Source organism: Streptomyces sp. NPDC088197 (assembly GCF_044741185.1).
GTDB lineage: Bacteria > Actinomycetota > Actinomycetes > Streptomycetales > Streptomycetaceae > Actinacidiphila.
In genome coordinates, this window is record NZ_JBIUSD010000024.1 from 56,629 (window position 1) to 82,271 (window position 25,643).

The 25,643-nt window shown below is 70.9% G+C and carries 17 protein-coding genes and 2 pseudogenes; 3 read left to right on the forward strand and 16 right to left on the reverse strand.

Annotated features, from left to right (window positions below; genetic code table 11):
• Positions 1–24 precede the first annotated feature (24 nt).
• Genes ACIOC1_RS33865 through ACIOC1_RS33880 form a run of 4 tightly spaced genes read right to left on the reverse strand, consistent with a single transcriptional unit; the run spans position 25 to position 4,538 of the window.
• Positions 25–1,035 carry an ABC transporter permease gene (locus tag ACIOC1_RS33865; protein ID WP_391049893.1) on the reverse strand — a complete coding sequence of 337 codons (1,011 nt, stop codon included), beginning with the start codon at positions 1,033–1,035 and terminating at the stop codon, positions 25–27.
• A complete protein-coding gene (locus tag ACIOC1_RS33870) occupies positions 1,028–2,032 on the reverse strand; it encodes a sugar ABC transporter substrate-binding protein (RefSeq protein ID WP_401858189.1) in 1,005 nt (334 codons plus the stop codon). Before ACIOC1_RS33870 ends, ACIOC1_RS33865 begins: the two co-directional genes overlap by 8 nt.
• Complete coding sequence (locus tag ACIOC1_RS33875) at positions 2,029–3,075, reverse strand: ABC transporter permease (RefSeq protein WP_401858191.1); 1,047 nt, start codon at positions 3,073–3,075, stop codon at positions 2,029–2,031. Before ACIOC1_RS33875 ends, ACIOC1_RS33870 begins: the two co-directional genes overlap by 4 nt.
• Positions 3,072–4,538, reverse strand: coding sequence for a sugar ABC transporter ATP-binding protein (locus tag ACIOC1_RS33880; protein ID WP_401858241.1), 1,467 nt, complete (start codon positions 4,536–4,538; stop codon positions 3,072–3,074). The genes ACIOC1_RS33875 and ACIOC1_RS33880 overlap by 4 nt, the downstream gene beginning before the upstream one ends.
• On the opposite strand from ACIOC1_RS33880, the gene ACIOC1_RS33885 reads away from it, so the two are divergent.
• Positions 4,456–4,686, forward strand: a complete 231-nt coding sequence (locus ACIOC1_RS33885) for a hypothetical protein (RefSeq protein WP_401858244.1) — start codon at positions 4,456–4,458, stop codon at positions 4,684–4,686. The two genes, ACIOC1_RS33880 and ACIOC1_RS33885, sit on opposite strands and share 83 nt — an antisense overlap.
• A 268-nt stretch (positions 4,687–4,954) precedes the next feature.
• On the opposite strand, the gene ACIOC1_RS33890 is transcribed toward ACIOC1_RS33885, so the two are convergent.
• Positions 4,955–6,454: a ricin-type beta-trefoil lectin domain protein gene (locus ACIOC1_RS33890; protein WP_401858194.1), complete on the reverse strand. Its 1,500-nt coding sequence runs from the start codon at positions 6,452–6,454 to the stop codon at positions 4,955–4,957.
• Positions 6,455–6,853: 399 nt separating this feature from the next.
• Here ACIOC1_RS33890 and ACIOC1_RS33895 point away from each other — a divergent pair, with 399 nt between their 5' ends.
• Positions 6,854–8,326, forward strand: coding sequence for a serine hydrolase domain-containing protein (locus tag ACIOC1_RS33895; RefSeq protein ID WP_401858197.1), 1,473 nt, complete (start codon positions 6,854–6,856; stop codon positions 8,324–8,326).
• Positions 8,327–8,362: 36 nt separating this feature from the next.
• Here the strand turns inward: ACIOC1_RS33895 and ACIOC1_RS33900 are convergent, their stop codons facing one another.
• From ACIOC1_RS33900 to ACIOC1_RS33915, 4 genes are all read right to left on the reverse strand, one after another.
• Positions 8,363–9,649, reverse strand: a complete 1,287-nt coding sequence (locus tag ACIOC1_RS33900; protein WP_401858200.1) for a cation:proton antiporter — start codon at positions 9,647–9,649, stop codon at positions 8,363–8,365.
• 62 nt (positions 9,650–9,711) lie between these two features.
• The gene (locus tag ACIOC1_RS33905; RefSeq protein WP_401858203.1) at positions 9,712–11,154 is read right to left on the reverse strand and encodes a cytochrome P450; all 1,443 of its coding nucleotides are present in this window, start codon (positions 11,152–11,154) and stop codon (positions 9,712–9,714) included.
• Positions 11,148–12,227 carry an alpha-hydroxy acid oxidase gene (locus ACIOC1_RS33910; protein WP_355349069.1) on the reverse strand — a complete coding sequence of 360 codons (1,080 nt, stop codon included), beginning with the start codon at positions 12,225–12,227 and terminating at the stop codon, positions 11,148–11,150. Before ACIOC1_RS33910 ends, ACIOC1_RS33905 begins: the two co-directional genes overlap by 7 nt.
• A complete protein-coding gene (locus tag ACIOC1_RS33915; protein ID WP_401858207.1) occupies positions 12,224–13,900 on the reverse strand; it encodes an NAD(P)-binding domain-containing protein in 1,677 nt (558 codons plus the stop codon). The genes ACIOC1_RS33910 and ACIOC1_RS33915 overlap by 4 nt, the downstream gene beginning before the upstream one ends.
• Before the next feature lie 295 nt (positions 13,901–14,195).
• On the opposite strand from ACIOC1_RS33915, the gene ACIOC1_RS33920 reads away from it, so the two are divergent.
• Positions 14,196–15,725 (forward strand): class I adenylate-forming enzyme family protein, encoded by a 1,530-nt coding sequence (locus ACIOC1_RS33920; RefSeq protein WP_401858210.1) that lies wholly within the window; start codon positions 14,196–14,198, stop codon positions 15,723–15,725.
• A 101-nt stretch (positions 15,726–15,826) separates the two neighbouring features.
• On the opposite strand, the gene glgX is transcribed toward ACIOC1_RS33920, so the two are convergent.
• The 7 genes and pseudogenes from glgX to ACIOC1_RS33955 form a co-directional block, all read right to left on the reverse strand.
• Positions 15,827–17,941: a glycogen debranching protein GlgX gene (glgX, locus tag ACIOC1_RS33925; protein WP_401858213.1), complete on the reverse strand. Its 2,115-nt coding sequence runs from the start codon at positions 17,939–17,941 to the stop codon at positions 15,827–15,829.
• 146 nt (positions 17,942–18,087) lie between these two features.
• Positions 18,088–19,131, reverse strand: a complete 1,044-nt coding sequence (locus ACIOC1_RS33930) for a zinc-dependent alcohol dehydrogenase family protein (protein ID WP_355349081.1) — start codon at positions 19,129–19,131, stop codon at positions 18,088–18,090.
• A 103-nt stretch (positions 19,132–19,234) separates the two neighbouring features.
• A complete protein-coding gene (locus ACIOC1_RS33935) occupies positions 19,235–22,888 on the reverse strand; it encodes an alpha-N-acetylglucosaminidase TIM-barrel domain-containing protein (protein ID WP_401858216.1) in 3,654 nt (1,217 codons plus the stop codon).
• A gap of 235 nt (positions 22,889–23,123) precedes the next feature.
• Positions 23,124–23,511: pseudogene (locus ACIOC1_RS33940) on the reverse strand (hypothetical protein).
• A 220-nt stretch (positions 23,512–23,731) separates the two neighbouring features.
• Positions 23,732–24,769, reverse strand: coding sequence for an alcohol dehydrogenase catalytic domain-containing protein (locus ACIOC1_RS33945; protein ID WP_401858219.1), 1,038 nt, complete (start codon positions 24,767–24,769; stop codon positions 23,732–23,734).
• Between the two features lie 130 nt (positions 24,770–24,899).
• Positions 24,900–25,515: pseudogene (locus ACIOC1_RS33950) on the reverse strand (IS5 family transposase).
• The coding region (locus ACIOC1_RS33955; protein ID WP_401858222.1) for a hypothetical protein at positions 25,449–25,643 on the reverse strand (195 nt) is incomplete at its 5' end. The pseudogene ACIOC1_RS33950 and the gene ACIOC1_RS33955, both read right to left, overlap by 67 nt.

A 25,643-nucleotide genomic window follows, 5' to 3' on the forward strand; every position in this document is an offset into this window, starting at 1 on the left:
GTACGGCGACGGCGACGGCAGCGGTCAGGCGGTGGCCGATCGTGGGCGTACCCAGCGCACCAGACCGTCCCCGCAGGCGGCGACGAAGATGAGCGCGCCGGTCACCATCTGCTGGTCGTAGGAGGCCAGTCCGAGCAGGCTCATGCCGTTGGAGAGGAAGCCGAGGAACAGCACCCCTGTCGCGGTGCGCAGCAGGCTGCCCCGACCGCCGAACAGACTGGTGCCGCCGAGGACCACGCCGCCGACGACGTTGAGCAGCAGGGGGCTGCCCATGCTCGCTCCCGCCCCGGCCAGTTCCGAGGTCAGCACGACACCGGCCAGCGCCGAGAACAGACCGGCCACCGCGTACACGCTGGTCTTCATGAGGGGGACGTTGACCCCGTTGATCCGGGCGACCTCCTCGCTGGCTCCCAGCAGCAGGACCCGGCGGCCCCACGCCGTGCGCGTCAGGGCGACCTGTGCGACCACGTACAGCCCGACCGTCATCCACACGGCGTACGGCACACCGCCGGGCCCGTCGATGCTGAAGTCGACGAAACCGGTCGGGACGGGGGCGATCGTCCTGCCGTGGCTGAGCAGCGTCGTGGCGCCGCTGACGACGTACAGCGCGGCGAGCGTCACCGCGAACGGCACGACGGGCAGCCTGGCGACCAGCAGTCCGACCAGCACACCGATGGCCGCCCCGGTCAGCAGCGCGAACGTGATGCCCGCCGCGACGCTGTCGGTCGTGGTGATGACCCACGCCCCCGCGACGCCGCTGGCGCCGATCACGCTCCCGGTGGACAGGTCGATGCCGCCGGTGAGGATCACGAAGGTCGCGCCGATGGCGGCGATCGCGACGACGGCCGACTGGCTGAACACATTGGTGATGTTCGACGACGTCAGCAGGCCGTCGGTGGTCAGGCTCAGGACGGCGATCAGCACGGCGAGAGCCGGCAGCATCGACAGATCGCCGAACCAGGCGGGACGACGGGCCGGATCACGCAGCCACGACAGGCGGCCCGGACGCGATCCGGTGTCGGCGGTCTCAGGCACCGCAACCCCACACCTGGGAGCTGACGGCCGCGAAGTTGGCCTGGTTGAGAGTCACGCCCGCGCTCTGGACCGTCTTGGGGTTGACGGTCTGCTTGGCCAGCGCCGTGGCGATCGACGCGACGGCCTCCTTGCCGAACTGGTCGACGCGGGTGGCTATGTCGGCGTCGAGGGTCTTGTCCTTGATGGCCTTGCAGCCGTTCTCGTCACCGTCGATCGTCACCAGGAACACATGCTTGGGGTCGCCGATCGGAGCGAGCCGCTTGGCGGTGGTGAGCGCCGACTGCACGGACGGCAGAAGGAAGTCCGACGGAACGAAGATCGCGTTGATGCCGGAGTCCTTCTGCAGCGCGTTGGAGGTGCCGTCCAGTGCCTGGGACGGGTCCCAGTTGGTGGGGACCCGGCTGACCACCGTGACGTCGGGGTTGCCGTCCAGTGTGTGGTCGAAGCCGTCCCTGCGGCCGATCGCGTTCTGGTCGGTGAGCGCGCCCACCAGCTCCAGCACCTTCAACGGCTTGGACTTGCCCGCCACGGCGAACTCGTCCGCCGCCAGCTTGCCGTCCGCCTTGGGGTCGCCGGTGATCTGGAACGTGACGTCCTGTACGTCGGCGACCGCCCGGTCGATGGTCACGAAGGGAACGCGACGGGCCTTGGCCAGGCTGATCGAGGAGGCGATCTGCTTCCCGTCCTGCGCGATGACGATGAGCGCGTCGACCTTGCGGGTCTGGATCAGATCCTGGATCTGCGACGCCTGCTTCTGCGCGTCCTGGTCCGCGACGGAGAAGACGACCTTGTAACCGGCCGCTGCCGCCGCCTTCTCGATGGAGACCTTCTCCGAGGTGCGGATCGCGTTGAGCAGATCGAAACTGACCCCGATCGTGCCGTGCTTGCCCCCGGACGTCGATCCCGCCCCGGATTTCGAGGACGAGCCACAGGCCGTCAGCGCCAGGCAGGCCACGGCCGCGACGGCCGCGCATCTTGTGATCAGGTTCGGCTTCATCTGAGCTCCTTCAGTTTCGTTGCGCCGGCCTCCGCGGGCACGGTCCGGGGGCCGTCCGACGGAGAGGTACGGGTCGGACCGAACAGCCGGACCGGATTGCGCCACCGGACGGCGGCGGCGAGAACAGCGACGAGCAGAACGGCGCCCCGGACGATGTCGAAGACATAGGGAGAGGCCCCGGAGAACACCAGTCCGGTCTGCGCGGTCGTGAGGACGAGGGCGCCCAGGACGGTGCCGGTGATGCTGCCGCGGCCACCGAACAGACTCGTCCCGCCGAGGACGACGGCCGTGATGACCGTCAGTTCGTAGCCCTGGCCGATGGACGGCTGAACGGCGCCGAGGCGGCCGGTCTGGGTGAGGGACGCGAGCGCGGCCAGCAGCCCGGCCAGCGCGTACGCCCCGACGGTCACCCACTTCACCGGCAGGCCCGCGTTGACGGCGGCGTCGCGGTGGGAACCCACCGCCTGGAGATACCGACCGAACAGCGTGCGGCTGAACACCCAGCCCCCGCCGAGCGCCGCGGCCGCCGCCAGCCAGACCGGCGCGGGAACCCCCAGCACCGCCGATGTGCCGCTGTCCCGCAGATTCGCCGGGAGGTTGATGTTCTGCTGGCCGGTGATATGACCCCCGGCGCCGCGGAACACCTGGAGAGTGGCGAGGGTGACGATGAGGGCGGGCACCCGGCTCGTCGCGACCGCGGCGCCGTTGAGCAGCCCCATGCACACCCCCGCCGCGGCGACGGCGAGGAACACCACGCCCGCGGGCCTGCCGATCAGGGCGTCGCTGGACTCGACGGCGGCGGCCAGGAACAGCATCGAGCCGACGGACAGGTCGATTCCCGACGTGATGACCACGTAGGTCGCGCCCACCGCGGCGATGGTCAGGGGACTCGCCTGTACGGCGATGTTGCGGAAGTTCGCCGTACCGGCGAAGCCGTCGTAGGACACCGACAGAACGATCAGCAGCACCGCCAGCACGGGCAGCAGCGGCTGTCGCCGCACCAGCGCGCGGGGGCCGTCGTACAGCCACGAAGGGGTTCTCATCGGACGCCGCCCGTGGCGAGCCTGATCACCGTTTCCTGAGTGGCCTGGGACCTGTCGAGAATGTCAACCAATCTGCCGTCGTGCATGACCCCGACGCGGTGGCTGAGGCCGAGCACTTCCTCCATTTCCGAACTGATGAGCAGGATGGACGATCCGCTGTCGGCCAGATCGATGAGAAGACGGTAGATTTCCGCCTTGGCGCCGACGTCGATTCCCCGGGTCGGCTCGTCCAGAATGATCAGACGTGGTTTCCTGGCAAGCCACTTGCCGATGACGACTTTCTGCTGGTTTCCGCCGCTGAGTGAATTCCCACCGGATTCCAGGCCGCCGCGGGCGACGAGCCCGACCTTGGCGGCGAGTTCCTGGGCCAGACGCCGTTCGGCCCGGCGGTCCAGCCAGCCGCCCTTTCGCGCGGCGGAGACCGAGCCGAGGTCGACATGGGAGAGACTTTCCCGAATGGGCCGCTCCAGAAAGAGCCCTTCGTGCGCGCGGTCCTCGGTGACGAACGCGATTCCGGCCGCGATGGCCGCGCGGACGTCGCCGCGGCGCAGCGGCTGCCCCGCGATCTCGATCCGCCCGGTCCTGCCGCCGAGCCCGAAGACGGCCCTGGCGACCTCGGTGCGACCGGAGCCCATCAGCCCCGCGAGCCCGAAGATCTCGCCCTTGGCGATGTCGAACGAGACCCCGCTGACGCGTGCGTCGTCGTCGAGGTCCCGCACCGAGAGCATGGTCTCGGACCGCGGACGCGGAAGCGCCGGGTATCCCCGGGCGAGTTCGCGTCCCACCATGAGGGCTTCGAGCGCGCTGCGGTCCAGTTCGCTCGTCGGGCGGTCGCCGACGACCTGTCCGTCCCGCATCACCACGATGCGCTGGCTGAGCCGCGCGATCTCCTCCAGATAGTGCGAGATGTAGAGAACCGCCACTCCGTCGGCGCGCAACTGCTCGATGATCCGCATGATCAGTTCGCGTTCCGCGAGGTTGAGCGAAGCGGTCGGCTCGTCGAAGACGATGGCCCGCGGTTCGGTGGCCAGCGCCTTGGCGATCTCCACCAACTGCCGCTGCCCGGCGGACAGGTCCCGTACGAGCGCCTCCGGGCCGAAGCGCGCGCCGACACGGTGCAGGACGGGCGCCGCGAGCCGCTTGAGGTGTCCTGGCCTGACGGTCAGCGAGCGGCCGTCGCGCAGCCGGCCGATGAGGATGTTCTCGGCGACCGTGAGATCCGGGAAGAGACTGGTCTCCTGGTGCACCGTGGCAACACCTGAGCGCTTTCTCGCAGCGCCCGTTCCGGCCGCCGCACCGCCCGCCGCACCCGCCTTGTCGGCGTCGGCGCCGGGCCCGCCGAAGTCGACCCGCCCGGTGTCGGGACGCAGGATGCCGCCGATGATGTTCTTCACCGTGGATTTCCCCGCGCCGTTTTCACCCGCCAATGCGACGACTTCGCCGCCCGATACGGTGAAGGACACATTCTGGACCGCCGCGACACCGCCGAACGACTTCGACACATTGCGCACCACGATCGCCGGCGCCCCGCCCGTCATCCTCGGCTCGCAATTCCGGCAGACATGTTTCCTCCGTGAAGTGATGGGGGACGCCCCGGTACACCTGATCTGACGCCCCGGTACACCTGATCTGACGCCCCGGTACACCTGATCTCCGGACGCCGTATATCGGCCTGTCAGGATGCGGATGACGCTAAGGCCAAGAGTCGTGCGTGTGAAGTTCGTGTTTCGGGAGGCGTCAATCCGTTAAGCGAATGGCCCGGAGCGGCGGCTTCCGCCGTCCCCCGGGCGGTGCCGCCGCCCGCCGACTCGGCGAGCGCCGCCGGCCGCGGGGTGGAGTCTCCGCGACCGGCGGCGCATGTGCCCGGCAGGCGTCCTCGTCACAGGAGCTGCCATTTCTGGTTGGTGCCGTTCCCGCAGGACCAGAGCTGGACGTTCTGGGCGCTGTAGAGGTCGGCGTCCAGGCAGAGGTGCGAGTCGACGCCGCGGACCGTGCCGTCGGAGAAGAACAGCCACTGCTGGTTGGCGGTGCCCAGACAGTCATGGCTGATGACATGAGTGCCGTTGGTCTTGCCGAAGCCCTGGGCGTCCAGGCACTTCGTCCCGTTGTAGACGCTGATCGCGCCGTTGGACTGGCGTGTCCACTGCTGGTTGTCGCCGGCGCCGCAGCCCGCCACCTGGAGCTGGACGTCATTGACGTGGGACGCGCCGGGGATGTCGAGGCACGCGGTGTACCCGACATCGCGCAGCCGGGTCGTGCTCGCACCGGACGCGCCCCAGGCGTATTCGAGGCGGTTGACGGCCGTCTGGTTCGGGACCCACAGCGGCAGATTCTGGGTGCCGCCGCCGTACGCGCTGTAGAGCCTGAGGATGTTCAGCGAGTCGTGGTCGGAACTGGTGGTCCTGCCGCCTATGCCGTGGCACCAGATCGTGCCCAGGTTGTACTGGCGGGCGACATCGGTGACGGCCCGCAGGAAGGCGACTTCCTTGGGCGTGGTGCTGCTGGGCGTGGCGTCGTAGTTGATGCCGTTGTCGGCGTCGGCGCCGAACTCCTCGATGACGGTGCGCGAGGAGCAGTTGCCCATGTAGGTCTTGATGTCGTTGACCCAGTCGCTGTACGACCGCGCGCCGTAGGGGAAGGCGTAGCGGTGCATCGCGAGATAGACCCCGTTGAAACGGGAGTCGTTGCACAGCGGCCTGAGGTCGCTTCCCCAGCCGCCGCCGTCGGCCTGGGCGCCCTCGATGAACATCCGGCTCCTGGGCAGCCCGGCCGCGCTCGCCCGGGCGATCCAGTTGGCGGCGAAGTCGAGCCACTGGGGAGTGGTCATGCCGACGGGCTCGTTCATCGGGTCGAAGGAGATGAGCGGATTGCTCAGATACCGGGCGATCTCCGTGTCCCACATCTGATTCCAGGTGGGCAGGTAAGCGCTGGTTATCGTGTTGCTGCCGTCCTCCGACCAGTAACAGAGAATGACCTTGAAGCCCTTGGCCGTCGCCGCGTCGATCACGGCGTTGTAGGTGTTCCAGTTGACCGTGGCGGGATTCATCGGCAGCCGCACGGTGTTGGCGCCCAGAGTGCTCTGGAAGGCGGCGAACATACCGTCGGCCTTGGTCCTGGCGGAGTTGTAGTCGTCGTTGGCCGACAGGCCCTGGAGCACGAGCCTGTCGAAGGTGAAGTTGTCCCCGAGGCGCGACCAGTGCACGCCGTGGAACTGGCTGGGGTTGAGGGGGGTCTCGGCGGCGGTGGCCGATGTCGCGGCGGTCACCGTCATCAGCGGGACCACGGTGAGCATGGCCAGGGCGGTCAGTACCCAGGTCAGCAGACGGCGGCTCATACGGGGTGGAGCGGGTGCGATCACCATGGGGTGGGGGGGTGACATGACGTCCTCTCCTGCATGGCGCGAATTGCTGAACACGGCCCGACGTGGGCGGCAACGCGCCGTCGACAAGTTGGGGATGAACGTATCGACGCCTCCCATCTGCGTCGATCGCGTCTTTCGGAAGGCGGTCATCCGCGGGACGAATAGCGGGAGTTCTCGACGGTCGGGCCGCCGATAAATCCGCACCCGTTATGCGAATGGCGGCCATTCGGAATGCGGAATGTCCGCTATTCGGCGCGACCGCATCGCGTCACCGGGGCCGTACGGGACCCGGCGGAGGGGACGCGGCGGCCCCGCGCGCGGATCTGTCCGGCGGCCCGCCGACGACACCCCCCTGGACACCCGTGCCGGGGCGCGGCGAGGATGGCCGTCGAAGATCCAGCAGCAGGAGGAAGCCCGATGACCGCTCACCCGCTGCCCGTCAGCAGCCCGGCCGCGCAAGGCGTCGACGCCCGCGGAGTCCAGGCGTTCCTCGACGCGATCGAGGCGGCGCCCGGTGTCGAACCGCACGGCCTGATGATCCTGCGGCACGGCCGCGTGGTCGCCTCCGGCTGGTGGGCTCCCTTCACCGCCGACCGGCCGCACCGGCTCTACTCGATCAGCAAGAGCTTCACCGGATCGGCCGTGGGCTTCGCCATCGAGGAGGGACTGCTGGACCTGGACGCCCGGGTCATCTCCTACTTCCCCGAATTCGACGCCGACATCACCGATCCCGGAAGCCGCGCCATGAAGGTGCGGCACATCGCCTCCATGGCCAGCGGTCACCTGTCCGAGACCGTGGTCCAGGCGCACGCGATCGACGCGGAAGAGCCCGTCCGCGGCTTCCTGCTGATCCCGCCGGACCGCGAGCCGGGCTCGGTGTTCGCGTACAACCAGCCCACCACGTACACCCTCGGCGCCATCATCCAGCGCGCCACCGGACAGACGCTGACCGAGTACCTGCGGCCCCGTCTGCTCGATCCGCTCGGCATCGGCGAGACGCTGTGGGAGCGCGACAGGGCGGGCCGCGAGCTGGGCTACAGCGGGCTGCACGCCGCCACCGACGCGGTCGCCCGGCTCGGCCAGCTCTACCTCGACAAGGGCGTGTGGGAGGGCGAGCAGCTCCTTCCGGCGTCCTGGGTCGCGGAGGCGACCCGCGCGCACGTCGACAACAGCGACGGCTCGCCCGAGGCGCGGAACTCCGACTGGGCGCAGGGATACGGCTTCCAGTTCTGGATGTCGCGCCACGGCTACCGCGGTGACGGGGCGGTCGGGCAGTTCTGCGTCGTGCTGCCCGAGCAGGACGTGGTGATCGCGATCACCGCGAACACCGATCTCATGCAGTCCGTGATGGACATGATCTGGGAGCACCTGCTGCCCGCCTTCGGGCCGGAGCCGGTGAGCGCCGCGGGGCAGGACGCGGCGGAGAGGGCCGAGGACGCGGCGCTGCGCGAGCGGCTGTCCCGGCTCGTCCTCCCGACGGTCGAGGGGGAGGCGGCGCCCGCCGACACCGAGGCGTGGTCCGGGGTGCGGTTCGCGCCGCGCGACGGCGAGGCCGAGGCCCAACCGAGCCTGACGGCGGTGGAGTTGACGGCCGACGGCGACGGCTGGATCCTCACGCTCGACCAGGCGAAGAACGAGGACGAGCCGCCGTTCGCGCTGCGCTTCGCCGGGACCGGCTGGGCGGTCGCCGAACGGCCCGCCGTCCCCGTACCGACCGCGGTCAGCGCAGGCTGGACCGACGCCGACACCTTCGTCGCCGAGCTGGGATTCCTGGAGACCCCGCATCACTTGACGCTCACGTGCTCGCTCGCCGCCCGCGACTTCACGGCGGCCTGGCACGGGAAGCCGCTGCGTCCGACACCGCTCAGCTCGTTCGGCGCGCCCCGCTGACCGCGCCGCGTCCGGCCCGGCGGCGAGGCCGCGTCCTCACTCGCTGACGGCGGAGACCTTCGACGGAGGCGGGGCGGCGGGGACGGCGGGCGCGTCCGGGACGCCGCCGTCCCGCCGGTCCCACAGCGCCAGCAGCGGCGTGGCCATCACCGTGGTCACCAGCGCGACCAGGACGAGCACGGTGAACATCGACCGCGTCACCACGCCCTCCGCCAGCCCGACGTTGATGGCGATGAGCTGCATCAGCCCGCGCGCGTTCATCAGGGTGCCGACCCGCAGCGCCACGGGACCGCTCTGCCCGGCGAGCCTGGCGGCCAGCCAGCACGCGCCGAACTTCCCGACCACGGCGGCCAGCGTGCAGCCCGCGGCGAACAGCAGCAGCGTCGGGTCGGTCAGCAGACCGGTGTCGGTGTTCAGCCCGGAGTACGTGAAGAACAGCGGCAGCAGCAGGACGCGGCTGACCGGCGCCGCGGCCTCCAGCGTACGGTCGATCCTCGGCGCCCTCGGATACGCGACGCCCAGGCTGAAAGCGCCGAAGACCGCGTAGAGGCCGATCCGGTCGGTGTACCAGGCCGCCAGGCACAGCAACAGCAAGGTCACCAGCAGCAGTTGATCCGAGGGCAGCCGCTCCGCGATCAGGATCGCGGGACCGCGCAGCCGCACCAGTGCGAACAGCACCACCGCGAGACCGGCCGCGCCCGCCACCGCGAGCACGACGGGCCCGGAGGTGCCGCGAGAAAGGCTGAGGACGCCCGCCAGCAGAATCCACGCGACGACGTCGTCGAGCGCGCCGGCCGCGAGCGAGATGGTGCCGAACGCCGTGTCGGTCAGGCCGCGTTCGGTGATGATCCTGGCCAGCATGGGGAACGCGGTGATCGACAGTGTGACGCCGACGAAGGGCGCGGCCACGTACATCGGCACACCGGCGGGAGCGGTGTGCACCGAATCGCGCACGGCCCACACCAGCGCGGTGCCCAGTGCCAGCGGTACGAGAATCCCGGCCGTCGAGATCAGCGCGGCGGGTCTGGCCACCGGTTTGATCCGGTCGACGCGGAATTCGTACCCCGCCTGGAACATGAAGAGCACCAGACCGAGTTGCCCGGCCACGTACAGCACGGGCCGCAGGTCTGCGGGGAAGACGGCGTGCTCCCACGAGGGGGCGACGAGGCCGAGTACGGAGGGACCGAGGAGCACACCCGCGATCATCTCGGCCACCACGGGCGGCTGGGCGAGCGGGCGCAGCGCCCAGGCGGCGATCCGGCAGGTGAGGAGGATGACGACGACGGCGAGCAGGAAGGCGGGGCCGAGCGCGGTCGCGGACATGGCGGGCTGCCCTTCGGCGGGTGCGGATTCATGGGGGGAGGCAGTGCCTGTGACTGCCGGGGTCAGTGGGGGTGAGGACAGCGGTCCGCGGGCCCGCCGGACGCGTCGTCGTCCGGGCCGTGACCGCCCGGACGCGCGCCGGTCAGCGGGCGGCCCTGTGTGTCGTGCGCGGCGAACCACCGCTCTGTCGGCCGCTGCCGCCGCGCGTCCAGCACCATCCAGGTGCCGAAGGCCAGTTGGAGCAGACTGCGGCCGACGTCCTCCCAGCGGTCGCGGACCCGCAGGAACGCCCGGACGGCGGCGATCCGGTACCGCGGCAGCGGCCGGTCGCGGCGCACCAGCAGGCAGGGCGCGCGGTGCGGGATGGAGCGGGTGTGCGACACCGCGGTGTGCAGGGTGAAGCGGGCCAGCACCTCGCGGGTCGCGGCCCGCATGATCAGCGGGGCGAGCCGCCAGGCGGGACACGGCCGGTTCGCGGCCACCCCGAAGGGGATGTGGTGCGCGTGCTTGGCGGACGTCCGATTCCACCGCTCCGGGTCGAACGTGTCCGGATCGGCGTACCCCGTCGCGTGGTAGGCGGGATAGTCGAAGCACAGCACCGTGCCCGCCGGATAGCGCGCGCCGCCGCCGAGGTCGATCTCCTCGGCCGTGACGCGGTGCGCGATGCCGAACAGCGGGTACATCCGCAGCGTCTCGTTCATCACGTGGGACAGGTACCGGTCGTCCTCGGGGTGGTCCGCCAGCCGCTGCTGGACGTCGGATTCCGCGGCGAGCATCAGCAGCAGATGCGCCATCGCCTCCGACATCTGCACGACCGCGGTGTTGAAGAAGGTGCCCTGGAGGTAGTGCGCGCGGTCCTTCGGCGACGCCAACTCCGCGGGCAGCGCGTGCGGTACGTCCCCCGCGGCCAGCCTGCGCAGCAGGTAGCGGGTCAGCCGCTCGCGCCGCCGCATGTGCCGAAGGCGGGTGTTCTTCAGGGAGTTGATGACGTCCTCGGCATTGGCCACGATGAGCCGGCGCGCGTGCGGCGGGCACGGCTCGCGGAAGACCAGGCCGTAGAAGAACTCCGCCCAGACCGGCATCATCAGATCTCGCAGCCGCACCAACGCGGCGTCGCCCGGCACGAGTTCGTCCAGCACCAGCGCCGTCCGCCGGGCCGCGGCCGCGGCGAGTTCGGCGCTGGTCCCGGCGATGATCGCGGCGGTGGTCCGGGCGACGGCGTCGTAGCGGGGCCCCGGCTCCAGATGCTCCTGGTGGACCTCCGGACCGGGGGAGAGCCAGTACCAGAACAGATCGGACAGTGCCGCGCCCTTGCTGCGACCGCTGGCGGCCGGATGCTCGTACAACTCGGTGAAGCGGTCCGCGGCCACCTCCGCGTTGGGGACGACCACGCCCTCCGGGCCGTTGATCCGGGCGAAGACCCTCACCCGCAGGGCGACGACGGTCCGCGGCAGCCAGTAGGGGACGGACAGCGCGAGCGCCGCCGCCCCGGCGCGCCTCAGCACGCCCTCGCCCCCCGCGCCACGACCTGATCGCGTGCCGGGCCGCGGCAGTCGGCGCTGCCGCAGAGCGTCAGCACATGCGCCAACTCGGCCCGCAATTCCTCCAGTACGGCGGTCACGCCCGCCTCGCCGTCCGCCGCGAGGCCCCACAGCACGGGCCTGCCGATGCCGACCGCCGCCGCGCCGAGCGCCAGCGCGACCACCACGTCGCAGCCGCCGCGCACTCCGCCGTCCAGCAGCACGGGGACGCGCCCGCCGACCGCGTCGGCCACCGCGGGCAGCGCCTCGACGGTGGCCGGTGCCGCGTCGAGCTGACGGCCGCCATGGTTGGAGACGATCAGCGCCTGTACGCCCTCGTCGACCGCGCGCCGGGCGTCGGCGGGGTGCAGAACGCCCTTCAGCACAACCGGCAGGCCGGTGACGTCCCGCAGGCGGCGCAGGTCGTCCCAGGACAGGGCCGGTGACATCGCGATGTCGCGGGTGCGGCCGGGCGGCGCGCCGGGCAGATCCCGCATGTTCTCGGCGGCCAGTCCCGGCGGCAGGTCGTGGAAGCCGTTGCGCTCGTCCCGGCCCCGGCGGCCGAAGACCGGCGAGTCCGCCGTGACCACCAGCGCGGTACAGCCCGCCTTCTCCGCGCGCCGGACGAGCGCGGCGGTGACCTCGGCCTCCGGCTGGAGATAGAGCTGGAACCACACCACGGCGTCGGACCGCACCGAGCGGGCGGCGGCGGTGACCTCGTCCACGGCGGTGGTGGCCGCCTGCGAGGTGATCAGTACGGTGTCGGCCGCCGCGGCAGCACGCGCCGTGGCGCGTTCGCCGTCCGGATGGGCCAGCCGGTGGAAGGCGGTGGGGGAGACCACCACCGGCATCGACGCCCGGCCGCCGGGCAGCGACACGTTGGTGTCCGGGTGGCCCGTGCCGGTCAGCACCCGGGGCAGCAGGGCCAGCCGGGCGAAGGCGCGTTCGTTCTCGGCCAGGGCGGTCTCGGTGCCCGCGCCGCCCTCGTAGAAGTCCCAGTGGACCGGGTCGAGTCGGGCACGGGCTCTGTCCCGCAGCGCCGACAGCACCCCGTTCACGACGGGTCGGCGGCGGGGACGGGGGCGTCACCCGTGACGGGATGGTCCGTCAGAAAGCGGACGAGCGGGGCGCGGTGGACCTCCTCGCTGTCCCACTCGTTCTCCAGATTCTCCGTGATGTGGTGCTCCGCGACCGGCTTGCCGTTCTCGAACAGCCGCACCACCGGGTGGAGATAGCGGCCGTCGAGCCCGGCGGTCGCCTGCTGCGACACCCGGCCCACGGAGATGTCGAACGGATTCACCTTGTCGTGGTCGGCGCCGTATTCGAGGGTGACCGTCAGATAGCGGCCGACGTCTCCGAAGACGCCGTCGCCGACCGCCTGGTGGAGATGGTCGACCGGCACTTCCTCGTGATAGCCGACCGATTCGCCCGACGGTCCTCGGGAGGCGATGACCGCGTCGCCGAGGAAACCGAAGAGCTGCCACAGGGCGGAGCTGCGGTTCACCCGCTCGATCACCGCTTCGGCGATCGTCCCGGGGAGTCCGGCGGGGTCGGTGCGGTCGCCGGGACCGGCGGGATCGGCGGCCAGTTCCCGGCGCGGCCACGGCCGGTCGTGGTAACGCTGTTCCAGGATGCGGTGCAGCGCGCGGACACCGTAGCGGAAGCCGTGAATGAAACCGCTGGTGGACTTCTTGAAATCCCGCACCTGAGTGATCGTGCCGGCGAAATACAGATCGGGTACGTTCGGGGATTCCCAGGCGTCCGTCTGCGCCGGGAATCTGTCCTTGATGGTCAGTTCCGGGCGGCATTCCTCGGCGAAGACCGAGGCGTCGAATCGGAAACCGGTGGCAAGGATAACCCGGTCGTAGGTGATCTCCTTGACCACCTCGTTCACCCGCGCGAATTTCACCGGGACCCGGTAGGGGCCGTCCTCGCCGTCCCTGGTGATGCGCATGATCTCCCCGTCGAGCAGGGCATTTTGTGACTTGAGCTGATACGTGTCGAGGAAATTGTTGTTCACCGCCCGCAGATGCCCCACGAAATGGGTCTGCCAGGCGAGCCGCAGCGAGCCGGGTCCCGCCACATGGATGACCGAGGCCGTCTCGATGAGGTTGTCGGCGGTCTCGAAGGCCGAATTGCCCCGCCCGATGATCAGTACCCGCTGCCCGGTGAACCCGGCCGGGTCGACCGGCATCAGGTCGTACCGCTCGGCCAGTTCCACGCCCTCGATGGGCGGGATGTAGGGGCGGGACACGCCGGTCGCCATGATCAGCCGCCGGGCTCTGCGGACGGTGCCGTCCTGGTCCACGGTCTCGAAGTCCCCGCGCGGACCGCCGTCCTGCGCCGGTCGCCGGGAGATACGGGTGATCCGCGTGCCGTAGCGGATCCGCAGGCGGTGGGTGCCGGCGAAGTCGGCGAGATAGCCGACCATGTCGTCGGCGTCGGGGAAGTACCGGGGCGTGACCGCGGTGAACAGCGGTGAGCCCTCGTCGGACAGCAGCGAGTTCCAGTCGGTGCGCAGATTCAGCTCGGGATCGTCCCAGCCGGTGTGCACCTTGTTGATGGATATGAGTTTCCTGTGTCTGGGAAACCTCGTGAAGAAGGTGCCGGGAGCCGCGCCCGCCTCGACGACCAGATAGTCGCGTCCCGCGCGTTCCAGGAAATATGCCGCCTGGATTCCCGCGGGTCCCGCACCGACGACGAGGTAATCGATCCGCTCTTCTCCGGACACTGGGCCTCCCGGCTCCTGAGATGGACGGAGTCACCGTAGTTGAGAGTTAAAGGAGACATCTATAGGCAGGGATGTGATCCATATCACACCATGGTCCTTGGTCTTCGGGCGGATAATTTCAGCTTCGGCGCAAGTGCCCGACGTGTGCCGTGCGAGCCGTGCACACATATGCCCGCCGAGGTTTCCCTCCCGGCATTGCAGTTGTCCGCGGCCGAAACGCGACCCCCGTGACCGCCCCACCGGATCGGAGAGCGCCGTGAACAATCCGGCCGAATCGGTATTTCCCCAGCCACTCGTGGACGCTTTCCTGCGCGATCCGGGCACCCCGGCCTTCGAATTCCGGTCATATCCCGTCAGCCGCGGCGAGGTGCTCGACCTCGTACGCCGCTGCGTCGCGGGACTGCGGGCGGCCGGACTCGGACCCGGCGGGGGAGTGGCCGTCACCACCGCCGTCACCCCGCGCGGCTTCGCCGCCCAGATCGCCGCCCACCTGCTGGGATGCCGCGTCACAGGGCTGCGCCCCGGACTGACGCCGAGCCAGCTCGCCCATGTGCTGTCCACCGGAATCGACGCGGTCGTCGCCGACGACTCGACCGCGACCCCCGCGCTCCTGGCGGCGGCGGGCACCCGCCCCGTGCTCGACGTGGACCGCGACCTGTCGGCCGCACCGGCGGACACATCGCCCGACGCCCTGACCGCGCACGGCCGCCCCGACGACATCGGCCTCATCACCCTGACCAGCGGCAGCACCGGCCACCCCAAGGGCTGCGCCCAGACCTACCGCGCGCTCAGCGAACACTGGTCGTGGCAGCCCGCGCGGTGGAGCGCGACCACCGCCCGACTCGCCGCCGGTTACCGCCGCTACCTCGTCTTCGGCACCCTCACCAGCGCCGTCATGCTCGAACACCTCTCCCTGTGTCTGCTCGACGGCGGCACCGCCGTGATCCCCGAACCCCCGCTCACCTTCCCGGAGATCTGGCAGCGCCACCGCATCACCGCGTGCCTGTGCACCGTCCCCCGGCTCTACCAGATCCTCGACACCCTGCGCACCGAGGACATCGACACCAGCAGCCTGCGCGTCCTGCTCGTCGCGGGCTCACCGCTGCCGCCGCACCGGCTCGCCGAGGCCGCCGACCGGCTCGGCCCCGCCGTCCACCAGGGGTACGGGCAGACCGAGACGGGCATGCTCGCGCTCCTCACCCCCGAGGATTTGGCCGACCGGCCGGAGCAAGTGATGGACTCGGTCGGTCGGCCGATGCCCGGCGTCGATGTCAGCGTGCGCGATCCCCAGGGGCGCCCCGTGCGGCCGGGCACACCCGGCGAGATCTGGGTCCGCAGCGCGGGCGCCATGTCGCGCTACTGGCAGGACGAGGAACAGACCCGCGAGGTGGTGAGCGACGGCTGGATCCGCACCCGCGACCTCGGCACCCTCGCGGACGACGGCTATCTGCGCCTGGTCGGCCGCGCCCGCGACGTCATCTTCGTCAACGCGATCCTGCACTACGCGGGAGCGATCGAGTCCGCGCTCGCCGCCCACCCGGACGTCGACCAGGCCTATGTGGTCGGGGCTCCCGACGAGACGACCGGTGAGGCCGCCCACGCCTTCGTCGTACCCGTCGTGGGGCGCACGCCGACCGCCGAGGTCCTGCGCGGCGCCGTACGCGCGGAGTTGGGCGAGGCGGCCGTGCCCGCCACCGTCACCGTGCTGGACGCGATGCCGGTCGCACCCAGCGGCAAGCCCGACAAGCGGGCCCTGCTGGCGCTCCTCCCCGGTGCGCACGGTGTCCCGGGTCCGCCCGGCGCCCCGGTGACGACGACCGGCTGAGCGGACTCGCGCCCGCCCAGCCGTCAGTTCACCCGGCCGTCAGCCCGCCCGGCCGGCCGTCAGTCCACCGGGCCGGGCGTTCGGCTCGCCGCTCAGTCGGTTCAGTCGGTGCGCGGACGGATCAGTACGGTCATCGACCGCGCGTGCACCGGCACCACCGCGTTGGCCTGGATGCCCGGTCCGTCCGGGCCGCCCGTGTCGGATTCGACGGCGGTGTCCACGACGATCTGCCAGCCGTCGCCGAAGGCACCTGCGGGGACGGTGAAGTCCACTTGCTCGTCATGGCTGTTGACCAGGACGAGGAAGGAGTCGTCGGTGACGCGCTCGCCGTGCGGGCCGGGCTCGGGGATGCTGTCGCCGTTCAGGAAGGCGCCCACCGCGTGCGCGTCCTCACGCAGCCAGTTGGCCTCCTCCATCTCGCGGCCGTCCGGGCGGAACCAGACCAGATCCGGCGTGCCCTTGCCGTCCCCGCCGCGGAAGAAGCGCCGTCGGCGCAGCACCGGATGCCGGGAGCGCAGGGCGATGACGCGCTGGGTGAACGCCAGCAGATTGCGCCGGGGTTCGTCCAGGTCCCAGTCCACCCAGGCGATCTCGTTGTCCTGGCAGTAGACGTTGTTGTTGCCGAGCTGGGTGCGGCCCAACTCGTCGCCGTGGGCCAGCATCGGCACGCCCTGGGACACGAAGAGCGTGGCGAGGAAATTGCGCTGCTGCCGGGCCCGCAGGGCCAGGATCTCCTTGTCCTCCGTCCGGCCCTCGGCGCCGCAGTTCCACGAACGGTTGTTGCTGTCCCCGTCGTTGCCGTTCTCGCCGTTGGCCTCATTGTGCTTGTCGTTGTACGAGACCAGGTCGCGGAGGGTGAAACCGTCGTGGGCGGTGACGAAGTTGACGCTGGCGCGCGGGCGACGGCGGCTGCCCTCGTACAGGTCGGAGGAGCCGGTCAGCCGGGAGGCGAACTCCGGCAGGGTGGAAGGGGCGCCACGCCAGAAGTCCCGTACCGAGTCACGGTACTTGCCGTTCCACTCACTCCACAGAGCGGGGAAGTTGCCCACCTGGTACCCGCCGTCGCCGACGTCCCAGGGCTCGGCGATGAGCTTGACGCGGCTGATCACCGGGTCCTGCTGCACCAGGTCGAAGAAGGCGGACAGCCGGTCCACCTCGTGGAACTGCCGGGCCAGCGCGGACGCCAGGTCGAACCGGAAACCGTCGACATGCATCTCGGTCACCCAGTAGCGCAGCGAGTCCATGATGAGTTGCAGCACATTGGGGTGCCGCATAAGCAGGCTGTTGCCGGTGCCCGTCGTGTCGAAGCAGTGCCGAGGGTCGTCGTCCACCAGCCGGTAGTACGAGGCGTTGTCGATACCGCGGAAGGAGAGCGTCGGGCCGAGCTCGCTGCCCTCGGCGGTGTGGTTGTACACCACGTCGAGGATCACCTCGATGCCCGCCTGGTGCAGGGCCTTGACCATCTCCTTGAATTCGGTGACCTGTTGACCGCGCGTGCCACTGGAGGAGTACGCGTTGTGCGGCGCGAAGAAACCGATGGTGTTGTAGCCCCAGTAGTTCGACAGGCCACGGTCGCGCAGATGGCCGTCCTGCACGAATTGGTGCACCGGCATCAATTCGACGGCGGTGACGCCCAGTTCGGTCAGGTGCTCCACGATCGCCGGATGCGCCATTCCCGCGTAGGTGCCGCGCAGCTTCTCCGGCAGCGCCGGGTGACGTACCGTCAGGCCCTTCACGTGCGCCTCGTACAGTACCGACTCGTGGTACGGCCGCTTCGGCAGATGGTCCTCGCCCCAGTCGAACGCCGGGTCGGCGACCACCGAGAGCATGGTGTGGCCGAGGCTGTCGGCGGTGTCGGGCTCGTCCGAGCCGTCGTCGCGGTAACCGAGCAGCGACCGGTGGCTGTCGGGCTGGCCGTCGATGGCCTTCGCGTACGGGTCCACCAGCAGCTTCGCCGGATTGCACCGGTGCCCGCTGTCCGGCCGGTACGGGCCGTGCACGCGATATCCGTACGCCTGGCCGGGACCGACGCCCGGCAGATACGCGTGCCAGACCGATCCGTCCACCGACGCCAGCGGGGTGCGTTGTTCACGCCCGCGCGCGTCGATGACGGCCAGATCGACTTTCTCCGCCACTTCCGAGAAGAGGGCGAAATTGGTGCCTGAGCCGTCATAGGTCGCGCCCAGGGGATACGGAAGTCCGGACCATTTCTGCATTCGCCGAAGCTAACCGCTCCGCGGCACGACGGCGCCGACGCACGCCGCGTCCGTACGGGTGACACCGCGCCCGCGCCCATAACGTCGAGCCTGCGCCTATAACTTCGTGCCCTTGACCGCCGGGCCCGGGCCCACCACGCCCGCGCTCACTTCTTCTGCGGCGTGATCACGGTGACGCCGCCGGCCGACCCGTCGCTGAGGGCGGCCAGCGCGCCCGGCGCCGCGTCCAGGCCGATGACCGAGCCGACCAGCAGATCGGGGCGGAGCGTCCCGGCCGCGACCAGCCGCATCATCTCCGGATACGCGTGCGCGGCCATGCCGTGGCTGCCCAGAATCTCCAGTTCGAGCGCGAGCACCCGGTCCATGGGGACGGCGACACCGCCCGACGGCAGCAGCCCGACCTGCACATGCCTGCCCCGCCGCCGCAGCCCCGCCACGGAGGCCGCACAGGTGGCGGGGGAGCCGAGCGCGTCGACCGAGACATGCGCCCCGCCGTCGGTCGCCGCGCGGACCGCCTCCGCCGTGTCGACATCGGCCCGCGAGGCGTCGACCCCCACCGAGGCGCCGAACTTCCTTGCCAGGCCGAGGGCTTGGGCCGAGGTGTCCACCGCCACCACGCGTGCCCCGCAGGCCACCGCGATCATCACCGCCGACAGGCCGACCCCGCCGCAGCCGATCACCGCCACCCACTCGCCCGGCCGCGTACGGCCTTGCGCGACCACCGCGCGGTACGCGGTGGCGAAGCGGCAGCCGAGCGACGCGGCGGTCGCGTACGGCATGGCGTCGGGCAGCCCCACCAGGTTGACGTCCGCGTGCGGGACGGCGACGTGCTCCGCGAAGGAGCCCCAGTAGGTGAAGCCCGGCTGCTCCTGCCGCTCGCACACTTGCTGGTCGCCGCGGGCGCAGGCGGCGCAGCTCCCGCAGGCGCAGACGAACGGCACGGTCACCCGGTCGCCGACCCGCCACCGGCTGACCCCGGGACCCACCTCCTCGATCCGGCCCGCGAATTCATGACCCGGCACATGCGGCAGCGTGATCCCGTCGTCATGCCCGAGCCACCCGTGCCAGTCGCTGCGGCACAGCCCGGTCGCCTCCACCCGTACGACCACCCCGTCGGGCGGACATCCCGGATCGGCCACCTCCCGAACCTCCGGCACCCGCCCGAATTCCTCGAACACCACAGCCCGCACGTCCGCCACCACCTTGCCGTCACATCGGTCGTCCCGCCCTGCCGTTGCGCCCTACCCTCGCGCACGGCCGCATTTCGCCGCACCCCGCCGCACCCCGTGGGCGTCAGGCCGCGCCCGTGACGGTGACCTCGGTGAGGTGGAAGGAGGTGTTGGCGGTGTTGCTGAGGCCGTCGACACGGATGTAGCGCGCCACGGCCGTGAGAGAGAACGTGTCCCCGGCGTCCGTGGCGACCGCTGCGGTGTTCTTGCCGCCTAGGGCGAACCAGTGGACGCCGTCGAGACTGCCGGTCAACGTATAGGTGTAGGCGCGCTTGCCGTCCACGTAATTGCGGACGTTGACCGCCGACAGGTCGTGGGCCGCGCCGAGGTCGACCTGCCACCAGGTGTCGCCGCCGGCCATCGCGCTCGCCCAGTACGTCTTGTTGGTGCGGTCGCCGTCGACCGCCGCGGAGGGCGGGCTGCCCGCCTCGTAGGACAGGGCGGTCGTCGGCCTGCCGAGGCTCAGTACGGTGTCGCCCGAGGTGTCCCGCGCGGTGAACGGTGTCAGCGTCAGCCCGTCGAACCGCGCGGCGCCCTGACGGTGGGTGGACGCGTTGACCGCGGAGAAGAGCAGACCGGCGTCCTCGGCGGGCGCGGCGCCGGGCAGCGGCGCCGACCCCACCCGGGTCCAGTCGGTGCCGTCCTGGCTGCACCAGCCGGTGAAGGTGTCGCCGTCGCGGCTGATCCGCAGGTGGACAGGACCGGTGAATCCGCCGCTCGACGCGGAGTGCTCAAGGGTTCCGTTGCCGTCGGCGTCCCACATGAACACGCAGCCGTGCTCCGGCGTGACGGCCAGATCGGCGTAACCGGGGCTTCCCGGCCGCGCGAGGTCCGCGCGCACGACGAGTCCGGCGCGCGCCCAGGGGTCGCTGTCGTCCTGCTCCAGCACCTCCGTGCCGACGGCCTGCCCGGAGGTCAGCCACCGCGGCCGGTAGACGGCGCCGTACTGGTCGGTGGACGCGCCGATGTCCGCGCCGCCCCCTGCCATGCCGAAGACGTCGCCGTGCTGGGCGAAGGCGATCGACGCGGGGGAAGCGGAGGACGCCGTGCGATAGGGCTCGGCCACCGGTCCTGACACCAGGACGTCGGTCGTGTCGGCCGCGGTCGCCGACACCGTGTCGTCGGCTCCGCCCGACGACCAGCGCACGGTCGCCGTCAGACGCGCCAGGCCGGCGGGTGCGGCGCCGCTCGGAATCGTCACGTCCCAGGCGGCGGTGGCCGTCCCGCCCGCGGGCACCGACGGCGTGGCACCGCCGACCGGGCGGACGGTGTAGCCGCCCGGCGCGGTCAGCGCGAAGCTCGCGGCGCCGGTGGGCCACAGGGCGTTGTCGTTGGTGAAGACCGCGGTCAGCCGTACGGTCGCGCCGGGCGGCCCGGCCTTGGGGTCCGCGGCCAGGTCCACGTGCCCCGCCGGGTACGCGGCGACCTTCCGCGCCTGCTGATAGGCGTCGTCGGTGGGCGTGCTCCGATAGCGCGCCACCTTGTGGACCCATGTCGAGGCGACCGCGCGCCAGTCGACGGCCCGCGGCGGACCGCCGGTGCTGAGCGCGGTGCGGAGCGAGTCGAAGAACGTCCGCCAGCGCGCCCCGTAGTAGTCCCCGACCAGGCCGTTCCACTCGCGCCCCGCGTAGTCCTGGATCGGATGGGTCTCCGTCCAGTCGCTGACCAGCGTGCGCAGGTCGTACTCGAGGCGCCTGGCCTCCGCGGGAGTCGGTGCCTGCGCGGCGGCCTCCTTCTGCCAGACGCCGAACAGCGACGTGCCGTCGGCGCCCAGGAGCGTGTCCAGCAGATTCAGCTTGGTCATCCACTGCCCGCTGAGCGCGTCGAAGGCGGCGGTGTCGCGGGCGGTGTACGCCTGGCGGATGCGCGGCAGCAGCGTCCGGGTGTCGTTGGACAGCACCTGACGGCCGAGGTCCACGAGGTCGTACGTGTACGCGGTGCTGCCGCGCGACGGCTGTCCCACCCGGAGGAGTTCGCCGAACGCCCGCTGGACGTCCTTCGGGTCGTACGGGACCGAACCGGCCGTCGCGGACAGACCGGGCTGGATCGAGAAAATGCTGCTGGTGTGCCTGGTCCCGGTGTCGCCCGGCCAGGAGTACGCCGTACGGCCCAGGATCTGCCAGGCCGCCACCGCGTGCGGGTCGGCGGCCCCGTAGCGCGCCGTGGCGTACGCGGCCATCCAGGTGTCCATGTCGACCGCCGACGACTCCCACGCCAGATCGGCGAAGAACTCCACGGCCACCGGATTGTTGTCGATCGCCTCCGGCATCAACGCGATACCGCTCAGGGCCGTGCCGGGCTTGGCGAGCCACGCATGGAACTTCGTGTTCCACAGCGCCATGCTCGCGCCCATGTTGGTGTTGCCGCCGAAGTTCCAGATCGTGCCGAAGGCGTACGGGGTCCCGAGGTAGTCCTGGTCGCGGTCGGTCGCGCCCGTGGTGTCGGAGTTGCCGTCGAGGACGAGCATGCGGGAGGTGTCGACGGCCCGGAGGGTCTCCTCGCGCGGGTTGCTCTCCCAGCCGAGGATGGCCCAGATCGCTCCGGGGTGGGCCCGGTCGAGGGCGTTCTGTACGGCCCGGGAGGCGTCGCCGACGTTGACGTCGCCCGCCTGGCCACCCTCGTGCAGCAGGTCCATCTTGTACATCGAGCTGTCGCCGAACAGCTTGCTCTGCTCGCCGTAGAACGCGTCGGCGACCTGGCCGAACAGCGCCGTCGTCGGGTCCAGCCAGTCGGACCGGGGAAAGCCGTTCCAGGTTCCCTGCGCGATCACATGGGCTTCCGCGTTCTTCGCGGCGAAGCCCGGCGGGACGGTGCCGAAGTAGCCGGGCAGCACCGGAGTGAGGCCGAGCTGCCGCAGATAGCCGGTCATCCGGCGGCCGAGCGTCACCCGCTGGTCGAGGAGTTGCGCGCTGATCGGGCCGTTCTCGCAGCACATGTTCTGGAGCAGCCACCACGGCTGGTGGCCGGGCTGCGGGATCCAGGCGCGCATCTCGGCGTCGGAGTAGCCGAAGTGCTGGAAGGTCTTGTCGTAGACGGCCTCCTGCCCCTCGTAGACCAGCATCTCGTTGATGCCGTCGAGCGCCAGCACGTCGATCCGCCGCTGCCACTGCTGCCAGGTCGGATACGCGCCCGCGTACCCCTCGTCGGTGTCGTTGAGGGCGAAACGGTGGGCGACGTTCGCGGACCGGCCGATGGGGGAGGACGGCAGGGGCAGCCGGTCGGGCAGCCGCAGTTGCTCCCCGTTGAGTGAGATGTCGGCGTGGGCGACGACGCGCAGGTACTGGCCGAGTCCCGCGAGGAGCGTGCCCGGTGTGGTGCCGCTGATCCGCACCCGCCCGCCGGCCGCCTCGATCAGATAGCGGTCCTGGCCCGACCCGGCGGCGATGCCCCGCAGGTCGATCTGGCGCGCGTGATCGGGGCCGAGCAGGCGTGTGACGGCGGCTTCGGCGACCGAGGTGTCGACGGCGGAGGGCGCGGCGAGGGTCGCCGTCCGGGCCTTCCCCGTCGTCGCGTCATTCCCGGTGGGAAGCTCCGTGGGCCCGCTCGGCCCGTTCGACCTGTTCGACCTGTTCGACCCGCTCGTCCCGGCGGACGCGGCGGGTCCTGCCACGACGGCGCCCGTCACGAGGGCCAGGAGGGTCGCCAGGACGGTGAGGAACGCCCTGACGCGTAAGGATCGGCCGCTGACGGCACGCGGGGCGAAGAGACGTGTGGACACGGATCTCTTTCCTGTCGAGGACCGGAACCGTAGGCAAACCGCTCGCAGAGTGAACTCCCCACCCGACCGTCCGTCAACAGGTACCACTCCCGTCACAGGGAGCTGATCTGACGCGCCGTAGGCGACGGCCACCACGGTGACCGGGATGTCCCGGCCAGGACCGCATCCGGCGCCGAGCCGCGCGGGCGCCGCACCACCGGGCGCGTGGCCGGGCAGGGCAGGGCCGTACGGTCGCTCAGCGCTCCTGCCGGGACGGCGTCGGCGCGGTACGGGGGGCGGTCATGTCGAGCAGGAGCGTCGCGTCGTGGTCGGGGGTGCCGGGGGCGGCGGTGTAGATGCCCATGCGCTGGCCCGCGGTGCCTTCGAGGGCCATGCCCTGGAACGCGAGGGTTGTCCTGCCGACCCGGGGGTGCTGGAAGGTCGTGGTGGCGGCCATGCGACACAGCCGCGGATCTGGTCCGCCCAGTCGGGGAAGACCTCGCGGGCGGCCGGGCGTAGTAGTCGATGCTGACCCCGGAGAGCGTGGCCAGTTCCTCGCGGCGCAGGCCGGGCGTGCGGCGGACCCCCGGACCGGGGGTGAGGCCGGCGGACCGGGGGCTGGTCTGGGTGCGACGGGCGAGCAGGAAAGAGCGGTTCGGCCTCGGGGCCGTCCAACGCCCAGCCGCGGCCGGTGCCCGACCGCCCGAAGCTCATGCACCCCAGGGTGATACGGCTGATCTCGAGTCCTGAGCTTCCCAGGTTGGGGTACTCCATGGGTCCATGGAATACGCGGAGCACGCGAAGAGGGAGGCCGTGACACGGCCTCCCTCCGTCCCTCACCGCATCGGTCCCGCGGGGGACCGGCTACGGAATGACGAGCGTTTTGAGCGCGGTGCGCTCGTCCATGGCCCGGTACCCCTCGGGTACGTCCTCCAGCGACACGGTCTGGTCGAAGACCCGGCCGGGGTCGACCGTGCCGCCCAGCACCCCGGGCAGCAGCTCCTCGATGTAGGCGCGCACGGGAGCCGGGCCACCGGTCAGGGTGACATTGGGGCCGAAGAGGCTGCCGAAACCGACCGGCGCGTTCGCGTACTGCGGGACGCCCACCCGGCTGATCACTCCGCCGGGGCGGACGACGCCGACGGCCGTCTCGTACGCGGGCATGTGGCCGACCGCCTCCAGGACGGCGCGGGTGCCGTGTCCGCCGGTCAGTTCGCGGACCTTGGCGATCCCCTCCTCGCCGCGCTCGGCGACGACGTCGGTGGCACCGAATTCACGGCCCAGGTCGGTGCGGACCTTGTGGCGGCCCATGAGGATGACGCGCTCGGCGCCGAGCCGCCTGGCGGACAGCACCGCGAGCAGGCCCACGGCCCCGTCACCGATGACGGTGACGCTGTCGCCGGGACGTACCCGCGCCTGCTTGGCGGCGTGATGGCCGGTGCCGTACACGTCGGCCAGCGTCAGTAGCGACGGCAGCAGCGCGGTGTCGACTCCGGTGGGCAGCTTCACCAGGGTGCCCTGGGCCTGCGGGACGCGGACCGCCTCGGCCTGGGCGCCGCCGACGCCGCCCGCCGCGAAGAAGCCGCCGTGCGGGCACGAGGTGTGCAGGCCCGCGCGGCAGAATTCGCAGGTGTTGTCGGCGAAGGCGAACGGGGAGACCACCAGGTCGCCCACGCTCAGTCCCGAGACCTCGGCGCCCAGGTCCTCGACGACGCCCAGGAACTCGTGCCCCATGGGGACCGGGCCGTCCGTGGCGGACAGGCTGTGGAAGGGGTGCAGGTCACTGCCGCACACACAGGAACGGACGACGCGTACGACCGCGTCGGTGGGCTGCTCGATCGTCGGGTCCGGCGCGTCCTGCACGCGCACGTCCCCGGCCTTGTACATGAACGTTGCCCGCATGGGGGTACGTCTCGCTCTCTGCCTGGAAGGGTGCATTCGCAGACCTGCTGATCAGGTCTCTTTCAGCGTGGCACCCACGCGCGGACGGGCCCAGGGAGAGATCTCTCCCCCCTAGGACGTGTCGTTCGGATCATCGTGCTGACCAGATGAAGATGGCGGCGAGGTGGAGTCCGGCGAGGTAGATGGTGGCGGTCTTGTCGTAGCGGGTGGCCAGGCCGCGCCATTGCATGAGCTTGTTGATGCAGCGTTCGACGGTGTTGCGCTGTTTGTACGCGTCGCGGTCGAAGGACGGTGGCCTGCCGCCCCGGCTGCCGCGGCGTTTGCGGTTGGCGGCCTGGTCAGCGGGCCGCACTGGCCGTCGGCGGCCAGGTTGATCTTCGTGGTCAGTCCACCGCGGGACCGGCCGAGGGCATGATCTTTCGGCTCGCAGGCTGGGGCCCCTTTTGACGGGCCCCGGCGGCGTGCTGGTGAGCGCGTACGATCGTGGAGTCGACGGCGACGACCCAGTCCAGGTCGCCTTCGGCGTCGGCCTGGGCGAGCAGTGCGGACAAGACCCTCTCCCAAGTGCCGTCCGCCGCCCAGGTCCGCAACCGGTTGTGGACGCCCTTCCAGAACCCGAAGCGTTCGGGCAGGTCCATCCACGGCGTGCCAGTGCGGTTCTTGAACGCGATCGCATCGATCACCTGCCGGTGATCACGCCACCGCCCACCCCGCTCCGGCGTCCGGTCAGGAAGCAACGGCTCAATCCGGGCCCACTGAGCGTCAGTTCACGACACACATCAATGAGCTTCTTCGAGACGGCCACCGATCGGGTGACGGTCATGAGGCGAAACGAGCGAGGCCCCTGGGCTGTTGATCGAGATGTCTGACGTCT

Bases quoted from the DNA above. Each gene is read 5' to 3' on its own strand.
- ACIOC1_RS33870 (WP_401858189.1), bottom strand. From the start codon at position 2,032: ATGAAGCCGAACCTGATCACAAGATGCGCGGCCGTCGCGGCCGTGGCC.
- ACIOC1_RS33875 (WP_401858191.1), bottom strand. From the start codon at position 3,075: ATGAGAACCCCTTCGTGGCTGTACGACGGCCCCCGCGCGCTGGTGCGG.
- ACIOC1_RS33885 (WP_401858244.1), top strand. From the start codon at position 4,456: ATGATGTTCTTCACCGTGGATTTCCCCGCGCCGTTTTCACCCGCCAAT.
- ACIOC1_RS33890 (WP_401858194.1), bottom strand. From the start codon at position 6,454: ATGTCACCCCCCCACCCCATGGTGATCGCACCCGCTCCACCCCGTATG.
- ACIOC1_RS33895 (WP_401858197.1), top strand. From the start codon at position 6,854: ATGACCGCTCACCCGCTGCCCGTCAGCAGCCCGGCCGCGCAAGGCGTC.
- ACIOC1_RS33900 (WP_401858200.1), bottom strand. From the start codon at position 9,649: ATGTCCGCGACCGCGCTCGGCCCCGCCTTCCTGCTCGCCGTCGTCGTC.
- glgX (WP_401858213.1), bottom strand. From the start codon at position 17,941: ATGCAGAAATGGTCCGGACTTCCGTATCCCCTGGGCGCGACCTATGAC.
- ACIOC1_RS33945 (WP_401858219.1), bottom strand. From the start codon at position 24,769: ATGCGGGCAACGTTCATGTACAAGGCCGGGGACGTGCGCGTGCAGGAC.